The organism is Haloferax sp. S2CR25 (genome assembly GCF_031624535.1).
GTDB classification, from domain to species: domain Archaea; phylum Halobacteriota; class Halobacteria; order Halobacteriales; family Haloferacaceae; genus Haloferax; species Haloferax massiliensis.
Window position 1 is genome coordinate 200,271 of record NZ_JAMQOO010000004.1, and the last position, 16,113, is coordinate 216,383.

The following is a 16,113-nucleotide window of genomic DNA, read 5'->3' on the forward strand; positions in this document are numbered from 1 at the left end:
GATAACCCTACCTCCGGGACTCCGCGACCCGAACGAGCGCGACCCAGACGACCCCGCCGAGGACCGCGCCGACGAGGTTCGCCCCCGCGTCGGCGACGCCGAACGACCGATACGGGAGCACCGCCTGCACGACCTCGATGCCCGCTCCGAACGCGCCGGCGGCGACGACGGCCGCCGCGACTTCCTCGCGCCCCCTCGCGCGAGTCGCGGCCGCGAAACCGAATCCGAGGCCGGCGTACCCGGCCGCGTGGACCCACTTGTCGAGGCCGACGAGTCCGAGCGGACCCATCGGTGTGAGGCTCCCCGGCGGCGTCGGAACGACCGACGCCACGAGGACGACGAACGCGTACCCGAGGGCGACGGCCGCCCGCCGCGGGTTCTCGCGGAGTCGCGCGATTGGGTTCACTACTCGGTGGTGGGTTCGTGGTGGGCTAAAAGGGTTCGCGTCCTCGTGGCTCCGACCGCGACCACGTGAAATTAAATAGCAGGTTGGCGACACGTTTCGACAACCGTGTCGCTACTCCCCCGCTGGTTCACCTCCAAGAACTTCGCAGTACAGCTCATCATCCTCGCGTTGGTCTTCGACCCGCTCGGATTCGTCGGCGGCTACCTACTCGGTCCGTCGCTGGGTGTCGAACCGCTCGTCGGCGGCGCGTTCGGTCTCGTCGCCGCCAGCGTCCCGGTGTCTCTTTTGGTGATGCAACGAAGTGTGTGAGCGGCATCGGGCGGATTCAAACCTCGGTCGCTCGTATAGCAGTCGGTGCTCGGGCGGATTCGAACCTCGGTCGCAACGAGTTGCTCCCTGGTTCGAATCGCCCTCGGTTCACTAATTCGTGTTCGCTGTCGCTCACACAGAATTAGTGGGCTCGGGCGGATTCGAACCACCGACCTCAGCCTTGTAAAGGCCGCGTCATAACCAACTAGACCACGAGCCCTGCACCTCAATCGAACCGGTTCGCGCTCATAACGGTTTTCGTTTCGACCGGTCCCCGGAACCCTTAGACGCGCGGCGACCGTCACGTCCGGCAATGACCTCTCGCGCGCGAACCGCTCTGCTCGTCGTCGCCGTCGTCGTCGCGGTCGCGAGCGTCGCGTACCTCACCAACCCGGCGGTCGTCCCCGGCTCGACCGACGGCTACGAACGAACCACGCTCACCGTCGTCGACGACGAGACCGGCGAGACGCTGGCGACCGTCGACGCCCGCGTCGCCGACACCCGTGCCAAGCGCTTCACCGGCCTGAGCGACACCGAATCGCTCGCCGAAAACGAGGGGATGTGGTTCGTCCACGACTCGTCGGGCACCTACGCCTACGTGATGCGCGACATGGACTTCCCCCTCGATATCGTCTTCGTCGCCGAAAACGGCACCATCACGCGCATCCACCACGCCGAACTCGACCCCGAGGGGACGAGCGAGTCCGACCTCACCCGCTACCGCGGAACCGGGAGGTACGTCCTCGAACTCCCCTACGGCTACACGAACGAGACCGGCATCTCCGCGGGCGACCGGGTCGAAGCCGAGTAGAAGCGAAACGCCCGAAGGGCCGGCGACCGTAGGCCCCACCATGACAGAACACGTCGCGGCGCTCTCCGAACTCGAAGGCTGGCGCGCCGAGGGGTTCGCCGCGCGGGTCCACTACCGCGGGGCGGACGACGCCTACAGCATCGAGTACTACGAACCGTCCGACTGCGTCCTCTACTGGAAGGTGAAAGGCGACGGCGAAGTCGCGGTCCCCGTCGGCCGCGACACGGTCCCCGACCCGCTCCGCGAGCGCGTCCGGCAGGACCTCGTCGAGGCCGGCGTCGACCCCGACGTCGAAGACCGAGTCGTCTGACGTCCGGGTTGCGTCCGACCCGCTCCGACCGGTCGGTGTTCCAGTACGTCACAAAGCCTGATACGTAGTTGGTAACAATCTCACAATATCTGTATTTGTGCCGACGTGTTGTAGTCGAATGTGTTCTATGTCGACACACATCACGAGGAGAGGTGCGCTTCGCGGACTGGGGCTCGCCGCGCTTCCGGCGCTCGCGCCGGGCGTGTCGCGGGCGAGGCCGACCGGGACGGTGCTCTCGGGATGCGCGAGCATCACCGAGTCGGGGCGGTACTACCTCGACGGAGACCTCGACTGTCTGGAGATTTTCGCCGACGACGTCCGCGTCGACGGCCGGGGGTACGCCGTCGTCGGCGAGACGGCTATCTCGGGCAGTCGCGTCTCGATAGCCGACATCGCGCTGACGAAGGGCGGACGAATCACCGATTCGAGCCGGGTGACGATAGCGGACTCGCAGGTCACCGGCTATCCGAGCGACGAGAGACAACAGCTCGTCATCGCGGACTCGTCGCGCTGTGCGGTGACGAACACGAGCTTTTTCATCTTCGAATCGGAGAGCGTCGTTCTCAGACGCACCACGCGGACCCGATTTGAGTCCTGCACGCTCATCAGTCCCGTCGTGCTCACGCTCGTGGACTCGCACCGAAACGAGTTCGTCGACTGCGAGTTCCTGACCGAAGACTTCCCGGTGAGGCTCGTCGGAAGCTCTCGAAACCTGTTTCGACGGAACCTCGCCGACGGCGGTGGTCCCGGCTTCCACCTCCGCGACAGCCACCGAAACCGCTTCGTCGAGAACGAGGTCCGTATCATCATCGCCGGGTTCGAACTCGTCGGAAGCGACCGCAACGCCCTCCGCGAGAACGTCGTGACGACCGGCCTCTCGGCCCACGGCGTCACGCTGGACGACTCCCACCGCAACCGACTCATCCGGAACGACCTCTGCGGCGTCAGCCAACAGCCGGTCGTCGAATCCGGCGGTTCGAGCAGGAACACGGTTCGGAACGCCTCGTGTTGAACTACCGGCGGCCCGCTCCCGCACCCGAGTACTTTACTGCGCGCGCCCCTTGAACCGCTGTCGTGTCCCCTGAAACCGACGACGACCCGTTCGAGGACCAACGAGCGCGGGTCGACAACCCGATGCGGCGGCTGTTCGCCGAGTACGGCCGCGACAACACCTTCGAGTTCGTCGTGGGCGTCCTCGCGAGCGTCGCCGCCCGCGTGCTCGACCTCATGCCGCCGGTCATCCTCGGCCTCGCCATCGACGCCATCATCCGACAGGACAAGTCGTTCGCGGCCGGCTTCCCCGTCGTCCCCGAGGCGTGGATCGCCCCGTTCGTCCCCGCGACCAGAGACGGTCAGTTCTTCTTTGCCGTCGGCATCATCGTGTTCAGCTTCACCGCCGGCGCGCTGTTCCACTGGCTCCGCAACTGGGGGTGGAATGCCTTCGCCCAGCAGATTCAACACGACGTTCGGACCGACACCTACGACCGGATGCAACTGCTCAACATGGACTTCTTCGCCGACAAGCAGACCGGCGAGATGATGTCCATCCTCTCGAACGACGTGAACCGCCTCGAACGGTTCCTCAACGACGGGATGAACTCGTTTTTCCGCCTGTCCGTGATGGTCGTCGCCATCGCGGTGGTCCTCCTCTCGTACAACTGGCAACTCGCGCTCGTCGCGCTGCTGCCGGTGCCGCTCATCGCGCTGTTCACGTGGAAGTTCGTCGGCATCATCCAGCCGAAGTACGCCGACGTGCGCTCGTCGGTCGGCAAACTCAACTCCCGGTTGGAGAACAACCTCGGCGGCATCCAGGTCATCAAGACGTTCAACGCCGAACCCCACGAGTCCGACCGCGTCGACGGCGTCTCGATGGACTACTTCGACGCCAACTGGGACGCCATCAACACCCGCATCAAGTTCTTCCCGGCGCTCCGCATCCTCGCGGGCATCGGCTTCACCCTCACGTTCGTCGTCGGCGGCCTGTGGGTCATCAACGGACAGGGTCCCGGCCCCTTCACCGGCGACCTCGAAATCGGCGAGTTCGTCACGTTCATCCTGCTCACCCAGCAGTTCGTCTGGCCGCTGGCCCAGTTCGGGCAGATCATCAACATGTATCAGCGCGCCCACGCCTCCAGCGCCCGCATCTTCGGCCTGATGGACGAGCCCGCGCGACTGGCCGAACAGCCCGACGCGCCCGACCTCGCCGTCTCCGAGGGCCGCGTCGAGTACGACGACGTGACCTTCGGCTACGGCGACGGCGAGACCATCGTGGAAGACATCTCCTTCGAGGTCGACGGCGGCGAGACGCTCGCGCTCGTCGGCCCCACGGGCGCGGGGAAATCGACGATTCTCAAGCTCCTGATGCGGATGTACGACCCCGACGAGGGGCGCGTCAGCATCGACGGACAGGACGTGCGCGACGTGACCATCTCCAGCCTCCGGGAGTCCATCGCCTACGTCAGCCAGGAGACGTTCCTGTTCTACGGGACCGTCCGCGACAACATCACCTACGGGACGTTCGACGCCGACGACGAGGCGGTCGTCGCGGCCGCGAAAGCCGCCGAGGCCCACGAGTTCATCTCGAACCTCCCCGAGGGCTACGACACCAAGGTCGGCGAGCGCGGCGTGAAGCTCTCGGGCGGCCAGCGCCAGCGCGTCTCCATCGCCCGCGCCATCCTGAAAGACCCGGACATCCTCGTTCTCGACGAGGCGACCTCGGACGTGGACACCGAGACCGAGATGCTCATCCAGCGCTCGCTGGACGAACTCACGGCCGACCGGACGACGTTCAGCATCGCCCACCGCCTCTCGACCATCAAGGACGCGGAGCAGATTCTCGTCCTCGAAGACGGCCGCATCGTCGAGCGCGGCACCCACGACGACCTCCTGTCGGAAGACGGCCTCTACGCCCACCTCTGGGGCGTTCAGGCCGGCGAAATCGACCAACTCCCCGACGAGTTCGTCGAGCGCGCCGCCCGCCGACAGGCCGAGGTCGACGCCGGCAACGACTGAGCGAAGCGCCCACCACTAAGGGCGGGGCCGACCCTTCTGTCGCCATGCGACTCTCCGAGGCCACCTGGACCGAGGTCGCCGACCTCGACGCCGACCTCGCGGTCCTCCCGGTCGGAAGCACGGAACAGCACGGCCCGCACGCGCCGCTCGGCACCGACGCGCTCAACGCCGAATCGGTCGCCGAGGCCGGGGCCGAGGCGTTCGACGGCGAGGTCGTCGTCGGTCCGACCATCCCGGTCGGCGTCGCCGAGGAACACCGCGCCTTCGACGGCACGCTGTGGGTCTCGCCGGACACCTTCCGCGCGTACGTCCGCGAGACCGTCGAATCGCTCGCTCACCACGGCTTCGACCGCGTCGTCGTCGTCAACGGCCACGGCGGCAACATCGACGCGCTCGCGGAGCTCTGCCGGCGCGTCTCGCGGACGGGCGACGTCTACGCGGTCGCGTTCACGTGGTTCGACGCCGTCGGCGAGCACTCTTCGGACATGGGCCACGGCGGCCCGCTAGAAACCGCGCTCCTCCGCCACACACACCCCGAACTGGTCCGCGAGGACCGAATCGACGAGGCCCGCGAGGGCGGTGCCGACCGCTGGGGCGAGTGGGTCTCGGGCGTCAACCTCGCCCACGACTCCGACGAGTTCACCGACAACGGCGTCGTCGGCGACCCGGCCGACGGTGACGCCGAACGCGGCGCGGAACTGGAATCGCTCGCGGCCGACTCGCTCGCGTCGCTCCTCGACGCGGTCGAGAGCCGAGAACTCGACTGAACGGTCAGCGACTCGCGCGGCGATTACTCTTCGTCTTCCTCGTCTTCTTCGGCGTCGTCGGCCGCCGCTTCCGCCGCCTCAGCCGCGTCGGTGAGTGCGCCGCGAAGTTGCGGCATCGTGTTGGTGAGTTCCCCGACGAGTTCGTGGGCCTCATCGACCATCTCGATGAGCTCTTCGAGCTCTTCGATGGCCTCTTCGAGGTCCTCGGGGTCGTCGAACGCCTCGGCGCGCTGGCCGATGACGTACCACTTCTTGGCCTGTCGGACGTGCTCGGCCGCGCCCTCGACGTTGAGCGAGGACCGGAGGCCGTTGAGGACGCCGAGGACGTTGTCGGCCTCGGCCTCCCACACGTCGTCCGGGTCGGGCAGTTCCGACCGCGCCTCGCCGAGGTGCTCCTCGACGTCGGCGCGCATCTCCGCCGCCGCCTCTCCGAACAGGTCGTCGTCGCCGAGCGTGCTTTGACTCATGCTCACACGTTCGGCGCGTGGGGGTTTAAAAACGACCCCGAAAGTGAAAGTGAAATCGAACGACTCGGTCGCGGTTGCGGCCGTTTTCCGACCTCACTCGACGGACACGAGTTTCATCAGCGGGTAGCCGTCCTCCATCTCCATGCGCGTCCGGACGCGAACGCCCTCGTAGTCGATTTCCATCTCGACTTCCATGAACCGCCCCGTGAGTTCGGTGTAGTCGGCGGCCGACTCGGCGAGTTCGGCCTCCAGTGCGCCGTCGAGAATGTGCACGGAGACCGACTCGCAGTACGGTTGATTCTCGATGGCCTCGGCCATGGCCCGTTCGAGGCTCCGGGCGCTGTCGGGCGAGACCGGCGTGCCGGCGAACTGGTGGTAGAGCGTCCCGAACTTGATGCCCGCCTCGAAGCAGGCCGTCTGCGGGTCTGTGACCATACCGGGAACTCCGCCGCCGCCGGGTAAAGTTCGCCGGTCGAGGTGGCGAGCGAGCGCGAATCGGTCCTTACTTAGCCTCCCTCGCCGGACGTTACACCGAATGGACCAGCCGGTTTTGCTGACGGGGGCTGGCGGGCGCGTCGGCCAGGCGATACTAGGGCACATCGGCGACGCCTACGACTGGCGGCTTTTGGACCGCGAGCCACTCTCCGACGAGAAGATTCCCGAATCGGTCGACCCCACGGAGGTGTACGTCGCGGACGTTACCGACGAGACCGCCGTGCGAAACGCCATGGAGGGCGTTCACGCCGTCATCCATCTCGCGGGCGACCCGCGGCCCGAAGCGCCGTGGGACAGCGTCCTGCGGAACAACATCGACGGCACCCAACAGATGTTCGACGCCGCGGTCGACGCCGGCGTCGAGAAGTTCGCGTTCGCCTCCTCGAACCACGCCGTCGGCGCGTACGAGACCACGGACCGGACCCCGGACATGTACCGTCCGCACCACGAGTTCCGACTCGACGGGACCGAACTCCCGCGCCCGAGTAACCTCTACGGCGTGAGCAAGGCCGCAGGCGAGACGCTCGGCCGGTACTACCACGACCACCACGACATCTCTGTCGTGAACGTCCGCATCGGCAACCTCACCCAGCACCACCCGCCGAAGGAGTACGAACGCGGACAGGCGATGTGGCTGTCGTACCGCGATTGCGGGCACCTCTTCGAGTGTTGCATCGAGGCCGACTACGACTACGAAATCGTCTACGGCATCTCCGACAACGACCGGAAGTACTACTCCATCGACCGCGCCCGCGCGGTGCTCGGCTACGACCCGAAGGACAACTCCGCCGAGTTCACCTTCGAGGGCGAACCGCTGGACGATGCCTGACTGCGGCGTCGGAACTCCGATTTTCGGGGCTCTCGAACGCCCGTTCTCCAGCTAGGTCGTCGTGTGGAACGGCCGGTCTGGAGGCGTGCGAACGGAACGGGAGAAAGTTTATAGAAATTCGACACGAACGGGAGCGTAATGTCGTTACTGGGTTCCAGTGCGGAGAACTCGGAACTCTCGCTCCGCGACGCGGTGTTACTCGTCTGCTCCCTGTTCGTCTTTCACCTCGGTCGGGGATGGGCGCGGGGACTCGTCGAAGGGGACTATCTGCTTGGCGTCGTCGGCTTGCTCCTTGCCCTCGCCCCGGTCGTCTGGCTACTGCTCGTAATTAGGAAGGAGTATCTCTGAAACGATATCGTCTCCGACGACGTTCGACGGACCGCTCTTTTTCTCACTCGAACAGGCCGCTCACGTCGTCTTCGCGGCGTCGCCGCCGGCGGACGTGCTCGCCCAAGCGCTGAAACACCAGCCCGCGCTGGGCCTCGTTGCGCACGAAGTCGAACACCATCGCCGTGAACTGCGTCTGTTCCCCCTCGGCGATTTCCCCGCGGGCGTATTCGACCGCGTCGGCGACGACCGACTCGTCGTACCCGTCCAGTTCCTCCGCGAGCGTCTCGGCCGCGACGGCGACCGCGTCGAAATCGAGGTCGTCGTAGGTGACGACCCGTCCGTAGACTCGGAGCGCCAGCGGGTCGTCGGCGACGGCGGGGTCGGCTTCGAGCCGTGAGAGGAACGACCGAACCCCGGCGAGGTCGACGCCGCGGTAGTCGTCGCCGAGACCGTCGAGGTACTGCCGGGCGCTCCGGGCGAGGCCGACCGCGCCGGAGTCGTTGCCGTCGCGGGCGTGATGGACCGCCGCGGTGAACTGGATGAGGCCGTGGAGGAACCGCTCGTCGTCAGTGTCGCGTTCGAGCGACAGCCACCGCGACTCCCACGCGCCGTGGGCCGCCCGGTACGCGCCCGCGTTGTAGATGGCGACGCCTGCGCGAAGCGAATCGTCCATGCGAACCGTTCGCCGCCCACGAGTAAAGATTCCGCGAAGACGGGGCTCGCCCGCCGTAGGCCTTGCATACTTATCCCTCTCGGGAGCATATGAGGTATGATAGCACATGAATGCCCTCGAAACCCTCGTCGGAGGTGTCGAACGATGACCCAGTCTCCGGTTTGTATCCGCTGTGGTGAGCAGTACCTGTTCACGCGGGCGTACAAAGGCAACTACTGTCGGGACTGTCACGGGTCGTGGGCCGCGAAGCCCCGGTCCGAGGAGACGCCTCGCCCCCGTCCGCAGCGGTCGCGGACGACCTCCTCAGTCCGCCGCCGGGAGGACGACGGGCGGTCGCCCGACCTCGAACCGCCCTACGATGAGGCGTAAGCGCGCTTTTTCCGGTCTGGACTGCCGAGAGCGCTCGGCGTTCCGCGGGTTTCCCCGACGTTTCGGTTCGATTCGACTCGGTAGGCTCCCGTTAGCGACGGTTAGTCCGTGGGTTCACCCCGTCGATTGACTCGGCCGGTGTCTCTATACGTCGTCCGGACGACCCCTACCGAAATGTCGCCCGAGCCGATTACCATCCATCTCGTCGGGGACTCCACGATGGCCGATAAGGAGGCGAACGAGCGTCCTGAGACCGGGTGGGGAATGCCCTTCGCCGACTGTTTCGACGACGCCGTCACGGTGGCGAACCACGCCCGAAACGGCCGCAGCACCCGCACCTTTCTGGAGGAGGGTCGTTGGCGTCCCGTGGTCCGCCAGTTGACCGAGCGCGACTACGTGTTCGTCCAGTTCGGCCACAACGACGAGGTGCCCTCGAAGGAACAGCACACGACCGAGGCGGCGTTCGTCGACAACCTCCGCAAACTCGTCGGCGAGACGCGCGAACGCGGAGCGACGCCGGTGTTACTCACGTCCATCGCGCGCCGCCACTTCGACGGCGACGGCGTCCCGAAAGACACTCACCGCGAGTACGCCGACCTGACGAGAACCGTCGCGCGCGACCGTGACGTTCCGTTCATCGACATGGACGAGCGAACGCGGTCGCTCCTGGAGGAACTCGGCCCCGCAGAGTCGACGGCGCTCTACAACCACCTCGAACCCGGCGAACACCCGAACTATCCGGAAGGAGTCGCCGACGACACGCATTTCAGCGAGCGCGGGGCGCGCCGCATGGCCGAACTGGTGCTCGACGGAGTCGAAGAACTGGAGCTCGGACTGGCCGCTCACGTCGAGTCCTGACGGATATTTGAACTCACTCACTTCGCTCACTACGTTCGCTACGCTCCCTGTTCAAATCTCCTCGGTGGCCGCTCACCGCGGACAGACCGAGAGCCACAGAGGACTCTCGGAGAGTAGTGCTCTAAAGGAAAGCGTCCTGACGGAGATTTGAACTCCGGTCCCTGGCTCCGCAAGCCAGGAGGATAGTCCACTACCCTATCAGGACTGTCTTACTGCATTCTCCGGTACTCGACGGTTACTTAAGACGGTTACGATGTGGACTCCCAATGAACCGCGGGACCACGGCACGAGGCGGGCGTCGGTGTGCGTGTCGCACGCAAGGACTTTTTCGCCGGCAAGCCTAGCCCCGGACGTGAATCGACGCGCGCTCCTCCTCGGAACCGCCGGGCTGTGCGCCTCGCTCGCGGGGTGTTCGAGCGGCGGCGACGCGGCGGAGCAGTCACCGGCGGGCACCGGCGACGAGACCGGGACCGCGTCGCCGACGGCGGCGGAGACGCCCCGCCATCCGCGACTCGTCGGGCGGTCGTTCACGCCCGTCCGCGCCGACGCCTGCCCGGCCGACGGCGGGGCGCTCGCGTCCGAGACGGAGACCGGTGTCTCCGTCGTCGGGTGCGTCTCGGGGGCGACCGACTGCGCCATCGCCCGACTCGCGCGGGCCGACTACGACGCGGCGTCGGACACGGTCACGGTCGTCGTCGAAACCGTCGAGCGAGCCGACGCGGAGAACTGCGACGAATCGCCTGTCGCCCGCGGCTACGAGGCGACCCTCCGATTCGAGAGCGGCCTCCCCGGTCGGGCGGTCGTCGTCCACGACGACGCGAACGGCCGCCGGGAGGTCGCTCGCATCGACGTGGCCCCCTGACGGTCGCGTCCGAACGTTCAAAGCCGAGGGCGCGGCCACCCTCGCTATGTCGCTCGATTTGTGCCGTCGCTCGCGCGTTCCAATCCGGAGGAAAACAACGCTTAAGCGCCGCCCTTCCCTGTTCGACCATAGTATGAGTACGACGTTTGGTCTGCGGCGACGCGCGCGCTTCGTTTCGGGAGGTGACGCCTGATGGGCGTCATCCGGGAGGTCTACGACGACCTCGACACCGATGTCGAGTTCGAGGAGTTCGAGGCGGCGGTCAACGACAAGGTCGAACAGATGGGCGGCCTCGCCGACGAGGAGACGGCGGCGATGCTCATCGCCCACGAACTGCGCGACGAGGAGGTACACGGCATCGCCGACATCGAACCCGGCATGGAGGACGTGAAGTTCCTCGCCAAGGTCGTCAGCATCGGCGAGGTGCGGACGTTCGAGCGCGACGGCGAGGACGAAGACGGACGGGTCGTCAACATCGAGGTCGCCGACGAGACCGGACGCATCCGCGTCTCGCTGTGGGACGAGATGGCCGCCGGCGCGAAGGAGAACCTCGAAGTCGGCACCGTCCTCCGAATCGGCGGCCGTCCGAAAGACGGCTACAACGGCGTGGAAGTCAGCGCCAGCAAGGTCGAAGAGGACCTCGACGCCGAGGTCGACGTGCAGGTGCTCGACACCTATCGCGTCGAGGACCTCGCGCTCGGTCTCTCGGACGTGAACCTCGAAGGCAAGATTCTCGACGCCGGCACCGTCCGGACGTTCGACCGCGACGACGGCACCGAGGGTCGCGTCTCGAACCTTTCGGTCGGCGACCCGACCGGTCGCGTCCGCGTCACGCTCTGGGACGAGCGGGCGGACCTCGCCGAGGAACTCGAACCGGGCCAGTCGGTCGAGGTCGTCGACGGCTACGTCCGCGAGCGCGACGGCTCGCTCGAACTCCACGTCGGCTCCCGCGGCGCGGTCGAAGTCATCGACGAGGACATCGAGTACGTCCCCGAGACGACCGACATCGGCTCGCTCGAACTCGGTCAGACGGTCGACATCGCCGGCGGCGTCATCGAGGCCGACGGCAAGCGCACCTTCGACCGCGACGACGGCTCGGAGGGACAGGTGCGAAACATCCGCGTCAAGGACGGCACCGGCGACATCCGGGTCGCCCTCTGGGGCGAGAAGGCCGACGCCGACGTCGACCTCGCGGACTACGTCGTCATCACCGACGTGGAAATCAAAGAGGGCTGGCAGGAGGACCTCGAAGCCTCCGCCGGCTGGCGGTCGTCCGTCACCGTGATGGACGAAGCCCCCGAGGGCGCGGCCGGAACCGACGCCGGCGGCTCGGCACCCAGTCCGCCGAGCGATCAGGGCCTCGGCGCGTTCTCCGGTGACGGCTCGTCCGGTGGCTCGTCCGGGTCGTCCGACGGTACGTCCGCCGCGAACGGCGGGTCCTCGTCCGACGCGTCCGCGGCCGAGTCCGCCGGCGAGGAAGTCGAGTTCACCGGGACGGTCGTGCAGGCCGGGACGCCGGTCATTCTCGACGACGGCACGCAGACCAAGACCGTCGACACCGACGCCGACCTCGGCCTCGGCGACGAGGTGACCGTCTCCGGGACAGAGACCGACGGCCGCATCAGCGCCGAGACGGTCGAGGTCCACACCGGCGCACAGCGGTAGGCGGCGACGCGACGGCGCGACGGCCGGTCGCCCGCCACCCCGCCGTCGAATCTGACTCATTGTTCGCCCGGTTTCTGCGGGCTCTCGGCGCGAAATCCGACCTCTCGGGAGCCCTCCGTGCGATAAAATACAGAAGGGACCGCGACGGAAAGGATTATACGCCGCACGGACCCGATATGTGGGTATGAGTGTCGAGCTACCGTTCGCCCCGGTAGACGCGATTATCCGGCAGAACGCAGGTGAGTTGCGAGTGAGCGCCGGCGCCGCCGAGGCGCTCGCCCGCCGGATTCAGGACCGCGGCGCGGAACTCGCGATAGACGCCGCCGACCGGGCGACGGCGGACGGTCGCAAGACGTTGATGGCCGAGGACTTCGGCGTTCAACAGGTCGTCGACCGCGACGAACTCTCCCTCCCTATCGCCCCCATCGACCGCATCGCTCGCCTCCGAATCGACGACCGCTACCGCGTCGCGATGGGCGCTCGAATCGCCCTGGCCGATATCCTCGAAGACTACGCCGTCAACGTTGCGAGCGCCGCCGTCAAACTCGCCCATCACGCCGACCGGCGGACGGTCCAATCCGAGGACATCGAGACCTACTTCTCCCTCTTCGAATAATGCAATTCGGCTACAGCGAAACGTGTCTCGACCACGACACCGGGCCGCGGCACCCAGAGACGGCCGACCGACTCCGTGCCATCCGGCGCGGACTGGCGAAGCGCCACGGCGTCGAGTACGTCGACGCCCCGCCCGCCGAGAAATCGACCGTCGCGGCCGTCCACGACGACGGCTACGTCGACGAGTTCCACGACTTCTGTCTCGATGGCGGCGGCAACTGGGACCCCGACACCGTCGCCGTCGAGGCGTCGTGGGACGCCGCGCTCACGTCCGCCGGTCTCGCGGAGTGGGCCGCCCACGCCGCGCTCGACGGCGACGACGGCCGCGACACCCCGTTCTCGCTCGGCCGGCCGCCGGGTCACCACGCCGTCGAGGACGACGCCATGGGATTCTGTTTCTTCAACAACGCCGCCGTCGCCGCGCAGGCGGTCATCGACGACGGTCTCGCCGAGCGCGTCGCCATCTTCGACTGGGACGTCCACCACGGCAACGGCACGCAGGACATCTTCTACGACCGCGGCGACGTGTTCTACACGTCCATCCACGAGGACGGCCTCTACCCCGGTACGGGCGAGGTCGAAGAGACCGGCGAGGGCGACGGCGACGGCGACGGTTCGACCCTCAACGTGCCGCTCCACGCCGGCGCGGGCGACGCCGACTACGTCTACTCGTTCGACGAGGCCATCGCGCCCGCCGTCGAGCGGTTCGACCCCGACCTGTTCATCGTGAGCGCCGGCTTCGACGCCCACCGCCACGACCCCATCTCGCGGATGCGCGTCTCGACCGAGGGCTACGCGATGCTCACCGAGTGCGTCCAGGAGCTCTGTGCGGCGACCGACGCCGCCATCGCGTTCGTCCTCGAAGGCGGCTACGGCCTCGACACGCTCTCCGAGGGCGTCGCGACCGTCCACGAGACGTTCGACGGCCGCATCGCCATGGACCCCGAGGAAGACCCCGACGAGAAGAACGTCGAGCTAGTCGACGACGTGCGCGCCGCTCACGGCCTCGGCGCGAAGTAGCGACCCAACTCGGCACCGAACGACTCGGCGAGCGCGGCCACGTCGTCGCCGACGAGCACGTCGTATCCGTCTTCTTTGAGCGTCGATTCCACGTGTTTTCCGAGCGCCACGTCGAACAGCGCGTCGCTTTCGAGGAAGTCGGTCGCCGAGGTGAACTCCCGGCCCCGCTCGACCACGTAGCGGTCGCCGTCGAGGAACGGCCCGTAGTGGTCGTCGCCGTCCTCGTACGCGCCGTAGAATCCCTCGGCGTGCCGGCGGACGTGGACCGGCGGCCCCTCGTGGCGCTCGACCGCCGGGCGCTCGGCGACAGAGAGTTCAGCGAAGAGGACGGCCTCGCCCTGCCCCTCGCCGTCGCTGTCGGCGAACGTCGCGCGCCGGAACACGTCGAAGCCGCGCCTGTCGAGGCCGTCGGCGACGCCGGTCAGCGACTTTCTGAGCTGGGGGTAGAGCTGGTCGTCCACGAGGTCCGGGCAGTCGAAGACGACGGCGACGGCCGTGGTCCCGCGGCGGTCGAGGTGGTCCCGAACGTCGTCGTCGTCGAGCGCCGGCGGGTCGGGCCGAAAGAACAGCGATTCGCGCGGGTCAGAAAGCAGGTCGCGGGCGTAGTGCTGGAGTCGGGCGACGTTCTCCGCCGAGCAGACCGCGGCGACGTTCCGCTCGGGGTCGGTCGGGTCGATGACGACGAGCGGGTCCGAGAAACGCCGCGTCCCGTGGTCCTCCGGGTCGAACTCGACCTGCGGGCTCCAATCGGCGGCCGCCCGGAGCAGCGGTTCGAAGCCGCCGTGTCCGACGACGAGGAGTTCGGCGAGATAGCCCGAGAAGCCCTCGGTTCGGAGGTCGCTCCCGTAGGCACCGATTCCCTTCAGGAAGCGCTTGAACACGCGCACGTCCGCCGCGAGGTCGTCGTCGAGGCGCTCTGTCAGGTAGGCGTTGTGAAACGGCGTCCGGTCGACCGCCGAGCGGATGTCCGAGGCGGACGGCACGTCGTAACAGGGGACGAGGTCCACGTCGAAGCCGTCGTAGTCGCCTTTCACGTAGGGGTGTTCGGCGTACTCCTCGTGGCCGTCGGGGAGGACGGCGTGGCCGACTTCGAGGCCGTACCGTTCGAGCTCCTCGCGGTCGAGGTCGGCCGGGAAGCGCACGAACAGGTCGATGTCGCGGTCGCCCGAGAGCCACGTGCCGCGGGCGGTGCTGCCGACTTGGAGCGCGTCGGCGTCCACCGGGAGGTCCGCGAGCGCGTCGTGGACGCGCGATTCGAGGGCCGCCGCCGCGTCTGCGAGCGCCCGACGCTCCGCCTCGTCGGGGTCGATGCGCTCGCGGACCGCGGCGACGACCGCGGCGAGGTCCGAGTTCGTCATGCTCGCTGGTTCCCCGCGGGCGGGCGAAAGCGTGACGGTGCTCGTGCGACCGCGTCAGGCGGTGGCATTCGCCAGCCGTCGGGCAGAAACGAAAGCCCTATCAAGAAACATCGAATACGAGAGAGTGCAGACGAAAGCCGCCGTAGCTCAGTTGGTAGAGCACCTCGCTGTTAACGAGGTTGTCCCAGGTTCGAGTCCTGGCGGTGGCGCTTCTCAGTTTCCCGCGCCGACGAGCGGTTCGTCTCCGGTTCGCCGGCGACGGCTTCTGATAAGACATAAGAGGGACGACGGGAAAGAATCGACCGAGGGCCCCTAGCTCAGTCTGGTCAGAGCGCTCGGCTCATAACCGGGTGGTCATGGGTTCGAACCCCATGGGGCCCATAATGATTTTAGCCGTTTTGTTGATGATGGAAAAGGCACACTACGGACCCTAACGCGCCTACATTCGCCGTTTCCGCGAAATCTCAGAACGCGCAAAAATCCTAATTCCATAAGCTCTGCTTACGGACCGGGCTACCGTCGGGCGATAACTTTAGCCGGGGGTGTTCGGTAGATGTCGCAGGCTCGTCGAGCGACGCACCTGTGGCGGTACGTTCGATACCACTGCGGCAGTTGCAAAGCGTGGTGTCTCGTTGACCGCGCTGAGCGCGCGGCGAAGATGCGCGAGGACCCCACGTCGGCGACTTCCGGTTGAGCGTCGACCTCTGCCTCGAACGCCGCCTTCGCTTCCGGTTCGACACTGACCATGAGGAGGTGTCTCGCGTCGTCGAGTCGAATCAGTTGCGAGAGCGAAACCTCCCGGTTCGGAAGCGACCGAGCTAGCCCGACCAGGGGGAGCAACTCCGACCGCAGGAGGATTTCCGCGACGATTGCCATAGCCATCGGTCGGTGTCGAACCATATCTCTCCTGTCCGTGGCCGCGGTCGAGTCGGAGCACCCCGCGTCGGGGCCTCGACG

At 67.0% G+C, this 16,113-nt stretch carries 20 protein-coding genes and 4 tRNA genes; 16 read left to right on the plus strand and 8 right to left on the minus strand.

Annotation, left to right across the window (positions count from 1 at the left end; all coding sequences use genetic code 11):
- Nucleotides 1–7 precede the first annotated feature (7 nt).
- The gene (locus NDI65_RS11955) at nt 8–406 is read right to left on the minus strand and encodes a VanZ family protein (RefSeq protein ID WP_089779412.1); all 399 of its coding nucleotides are present in this window, start codon (nt 404–406) and stop codon (nt 8–10) included.
- A gap of 105 nt (nt 407–511) precedes the next feature.
- On the opposite strand from NDI65_RS11955, the gene NDI65_RS11960 reads away from it, so the two are divergent.
- Entirely contained in the window at nt 512–715 is a 204-nt protein-coding gene (locus tag NDI65_RS11960) for a hypothetical protein (RefSeq protein WP_089779410.1), read from the plus strand.
- Between the two features lie 146 nt (nt 716–861).
- Here the strand turns inward: NDI65_RS11960 and NDI65_RS11965 are convergent.
- Nucleotides 862–935 (minus strand) — tRNA-Val (locus NDI65_RS11965).
- Between the two features lie 93 nt (nt 936–1,028).
- Between NDI65_RS11965 and NDI65_RS11970 the strand changes: the two genes are divergently transcribed.
- The 5 genes from NDI65_RS11970 (at nt 1,029) to NDI65_RS11990 (ending at nt 5,615) form a co-directional block, all read left to right on the plus strand.
- Nucleotides 1,029–1,526 (plus strand): DUF192 domain-containing protein, encoded by a 498-nt coding sequence (locus tag NDI65_RS11970; RefSeq protein WP_089779408.1) that lies wholly within the window; start codon nt 1,029–1,031, stop codon nt 1,524–1,526.
- A 40-nt stretch (nt 1,527–1,566) separates the two neighbouring features.
- Complete coding sequence (locus tag NDI65_RS11975; RefSeq protein WP_089779406.1) at nt 1,567–1,836, plus strand: hypothetical protein; 270 nt, start codon at nt 1,567–1,569, stop codon at nt 1,834–1,836.
- Nucleotides 1,837–1,963: 127 nt separating this feature from the next.
- Nucleotides 1,964–2,848, plus strand: a complete 885-nt coding sequence (locus NDI65_RS11980; protein WP_089779404.1) for a NosD domain-containing protein — start codon at nt 1,964–1,966, stop codon at nt 2,846–2,848.
- Nucleotides 2,849–2,910: 62 nt separating this feature from the next.
- Nucleotides 2,911–4,848, plus strand: coding sequence for an ABC transporter ATP-binding protein (locus NDI65_RS11985; RefSeq protein ID WP_089779401.1), 1,938 nt, complete (start codon nt 2,911–2,913; stop codon nt 4,846–4,848).
- Nucleotides 4,849–4,892: 44 nt separating this feature from the next.
- Entirely contained in the window at nt 4,893–5,615 is a 723-nt protein-coding gene (locus tag NDI65_RS11990; RefSeq protein ID WP_089779399.1) for a creatininase family protein, read from the plus strand.
- A 23-nt stretch (nt 5,616–5,638) separates the two neighbouring features.
- Here NDI65_RS11990 and NDI65_RS11995 read toward each other — a convergent pair whose 3' ends face one another.
- Both NDI65_RS11995 and NDI65_RS12000 read right to left on the minus strand, forming a co-directional pair.
- Nucleotides 5,639–6,082 carry a DUF5790 family protein gene (locus NDI65_RS11995; RefSeq protein WP_089779397.1) on the minus strand — a complete coding sequence of 148 codons (444 nt, stop codon included), beginning with the start codon at nt 6,080–6,082 and terminating at the stop codon, nt 5,639–5,641.
- Nucleotides 6,083–6,175: 93 nt separating this feature from the next.
- Nucleotides 6,176–6,517, minus strand: coding sequence for a dihydroneopterin aldolase family protein (locus NDI65_RS12000; protein ID WP_049968055.1), 342 nt, complete (start codon nt 6,515–6,517; stop codon nt 6,176–6,178).
- A 100-nt stretch (nt 6,518–6,617) separates the two neighbouring features.
- On the opposite strand from NDI65_RS12000, the gene azf reads away from it, so the two are divergent.
- Both azf and NDI65_RS12010 read left to right on the plus strand, forming a co-directional pair.
- Complete coding sequence (azf, locus tag NDI65_RS12005) at nt 6,618–7,406, plus strand: NAD-dependent glucose-6-phosphate dehydrogenase (protein ID WP_089779396.1); 789 nt, start codon at nt 6,618–6,620, stop codon at nt 7,404–7,406.
- A 138-nt stretch (nt 7,407–7,544) separates the two neighbouring features.
- Nucleotides 7,545–7,754 (plus strand): hypothetical protein, encoded by a 210-nt coding sequence (locus NDI65_RS12010; RefSeq protein WP_089779394.1) that lies wholly within the window; start codon nt 7,545–7,547, stop codon nt 7,752–7,754.
- 43 nt (nt 7,755–7,797) lie between these two features.
- On the opposite strand, the gene NDI65_RS12015 is transcribed toward NDI65_RS12010, so the two are convergent.
- A complete protein-coding gene (locus NDI65_RS12015) occupies nt 7,798–8,409 on the minus strand; it encodes a DUF309 domain-containing protein (RefSeq protein WP_089779392.1) in 612 nt (203 codons plus the stop codon).
- 144 nt (nt 8,410–8,553) lie between these two features.
- Here NDI65_RS12015 and NDI65_RS12020 point away from each other — a divergent pair, with 144 nt between their 5' ends.
- Both NDI65_RS12020 and NDI65_RS12025 read left to right on the plus strand, forming a co-directional pair.
- A complete protein-coding gene (locus NDI65_RS12020; protein WP_089779390.1) occupies nt 8,554–8,778 on the plus strand; it encodes a hypothetical protein in 225 nt (74 codons plus the stop codon).
- Nucleotides 8,779–8,952: 174 nt separating this feature from the next.
- Complete coding sequence (locus tag NDI65_RS12025) at nt 8,953–9,636, plus strand: rhamnogalacturonan acetylesterase (RefSeq protein ID WP_089779388.1); 684 nt, start codon at nt 8,953–8,955, stop codon at nt 9,634–9,636.
- Between the two features lie 132 nt (nt 9,637–9,768).
- Here NDI65_RS12025 and NDI65_RS12030 read toward each other — a convergent pair.
- Nucleotides 9,769–9,841, minus strand: a tRNA-Arg gene (locus NDI65_RS12030).
- Between the two features lie 147 nt (nt 9,842–9,988).
- On the opposite strand from NDI65_RS12030, the gene NDI65_RS12035 reads away from it, so the two are divergent.
- From NDI65_RS12035 to NDI65_RS12050, 4 genes are all read left to right on the plus strand, one after another.
- Entirely contained in the window at nt 9,989–10,498 is a 510-nt protein-coding gene (locus tag NDI65_RS12035; RefSeq protein ID WP_310893683.1) for a hypothetical protein, read from the plus strand.
- Between the two features lie 192 nt (nt 10,499–10,690).
- Complete coding sequence (locus NDI65_RS12040; RefSeq protein WP_089779384.1) at nt 10,691–12,163, plus strand: single-stranded DNA binding protein; 1,473 nt, start codon at nt 10,691–10,693, stop codon at nt 12,161–12,163.
- Between the two features lie 184 nt (nt 12,164–12,347).
- Nucleotides 12,348–12,779 carry a histone gene (locus NDI65_RS12045; RefSeq protein WP_310893684.1) on the plus strand — a complete coding sequence of 144 codons (432 nt, stop codon included), beginning with the start codon at nt 12,348–12,350 and terminating at the stop codon, nt 12,777–12,779.
- Complete coding sequence (locus NDI65_RS12050) at nt 12,779–13,798, plus strand: histone deacetylase (RefSeq protein ID WP_310893685.1); 1,020 nt, start codon at nt 12,779–12,781, stop codon at nt 13,796–13,798. The genes NDI65_RS12045 and NDI65_RS12050 overlap by 1 nt, the downstream gene beginning before the upstream one ends.
- Here NDI65_RS12050 and cca read toward each other — a convergent pair.
- Nucleotides 13,777–15,156: a CCA tRNA nucleotidyltransferase gene (gene cca / locus NDI65_RS12055; RefSeq protein WP_089779378.1), complete on the minus strand. Its 1,380-nt coding sequence runs from the start codon at nt 15,154–15,156 to the stop codon at nt 13,777–13,779. The two genes, NDI65_RS12050 and cca, sit on opposite strands and share 22 nt — an antisense overlap.
- Nucleotides 15,157–15,292: 136 nt before the next feature.
- Here cca and NDI65_RS12060 point away from each other — a divergent pair.
- Both NDI65_RS12060 and NDI65_RS12065 read left to right on the plus strand, forming a co-directional pair.
- Nucleotides 15,293–15,365, plus strand: a tRNA-Asn gene (locus NDI65_RS12060).
- A gap of 97 nt (nt 15,366–15,462) precedes the next feature.
- Nucleotides 15,463–15,537, plus strand: a tRNA-Ile gene (locus tag NDI65_RS12065).
- Between the two features lie 132 nt (nt 15,538–15,669).
- Here NDI65_RS12065 and NDI65_RS12070 read toward each other — a convergent pair.
- Nucleotides 15,670–16,032, minus strand: a complete 363-nt coding sequence (locus NDI65_RS12070) for a hypothetical protein (RefSeq protein WP_139043121.1) — start codon at nt 16,030–16,032, stop codon at nt 15,670–15,672.
- Between the last annotated feature and the right edge of the window lie 81 nt (nt 16,033–16,113).

Excerpts from the sequence above, each read along its gene's own strand:
- NDI65_RS11970 (WP_089779408.1), top strand. The coding sequence starts at position 1,029 with ATGACCTCTCGCGCGCGAACCGCTCTGCTCGTCGTCGCCGTCGTCGTC.
- NDI65_RS11975 (WP_089779406.1), top strand. The coding sequence starts at position 1,567 with ATGACAGAACACGTCGCGGCGCTCTCCGAACTCGAAGGCTGGCGCGCC.
- NDI65_RS11980 (WP_089779404.1), top strand. The coding sequence starts at position 1,964 with ATGTCGACACACATCACGAGGAGAGGTGCGCTTCGCGGACTGGGGCTC.
- NDI65_RS11990 (WP_089779399.1), top strand. The coding sequence starts at position 4,893 with ATGCGACTCTCCGAGGCCACCTGGACCGAGGTCGCCGACCTCGACGCC.
- NDI65_RS11995 (WP_089779397.1), bottom strand. The coding sequence starts at position 6,082 with ATGAGTCAAAGCACGCTCGGCGACGACGACCTGTTCGGAGAGGCGGCG.
- NDI65_RS12000 (WP_049968055.1), bottom strand. The coding sequence starts at position 6,517 with ATGGTCACAGACCCGCAGACGGCCTGCTTCGAGGCGGGCATCAAGTTC.
- azf (WP_089779396.1), top strand. The coding sequence starts at position 6,618 with ATGGACCAGCCGGTTTTGCTGACGGGGGCTGGCGGGCGCGTCGGCCAG.
- NDI65_RS12010 (WP_089779394.1), top strand. The coding sequence starts at position 7,545 with ATGTCGTTACTGGGTTCCAGTGCGGAGAACTCGGAACTCTCGCTCCGC.
- NDI65_RS12015 (WP_089779392.1), bottom strand. The coding sequence starts at position 8,409 with ATGGACGATTCGCTTCGCGCAGGCGTCGCCATCTACAACGCGGGCGCG.
- NDI65_RS12020 (WP_089779390.1), top strand. The coding sequence starts at position 8,554 with ATGACCCAGTCTCCGGTTTGTATCCGCTGTGGTGAGCAGTACCTGTTC.
- NDI65_RS12025 (WP_089779388.1), top strand. The coding sequence starts at position 8,953 with ATGTCGCCCGAGCCGATTACCATCCATCTCGTCGGGGACTCCACGATG.
- NDI65_RS12040 (WP_089779384.1), top strand. The coding sequence starts at position 10,691 with ATGGGCGTCATCCGGGAGGTCTACGACGACCTCGACACCGATGTCGAG.
- NDI65_RS12045 (WP_310893684.1), top strand. The coding sequence starts at position 12,348 with ATGAGTGTCGAGCTACCGTTCGCCCCGGTAGACGCGATTATCCGGCAG.
- NDI65_RS12050 (WP_310893685.1), top strand. The coding sequence starts at position 12,779 with ATGCAATTCGGCTACAGCGAAACGTGTCTCGACCACGACACCGGGCCG.
- cca (WP_089779378.1), bottom strand. The coding sequence starts at position 15,156 with ATGACGAACTCGGACCTCGCCGCGGTCGTCGCCGCGGTCCGCGAGCGC.
- NDI65_RS12070 (WP_139043121.1), bottom strand. The coding sequence starts at position 16,032 with ATGGCAATCGTCGCGGAAATCCTCCTGCGGTCGGAGTTGCTCCCCCTG.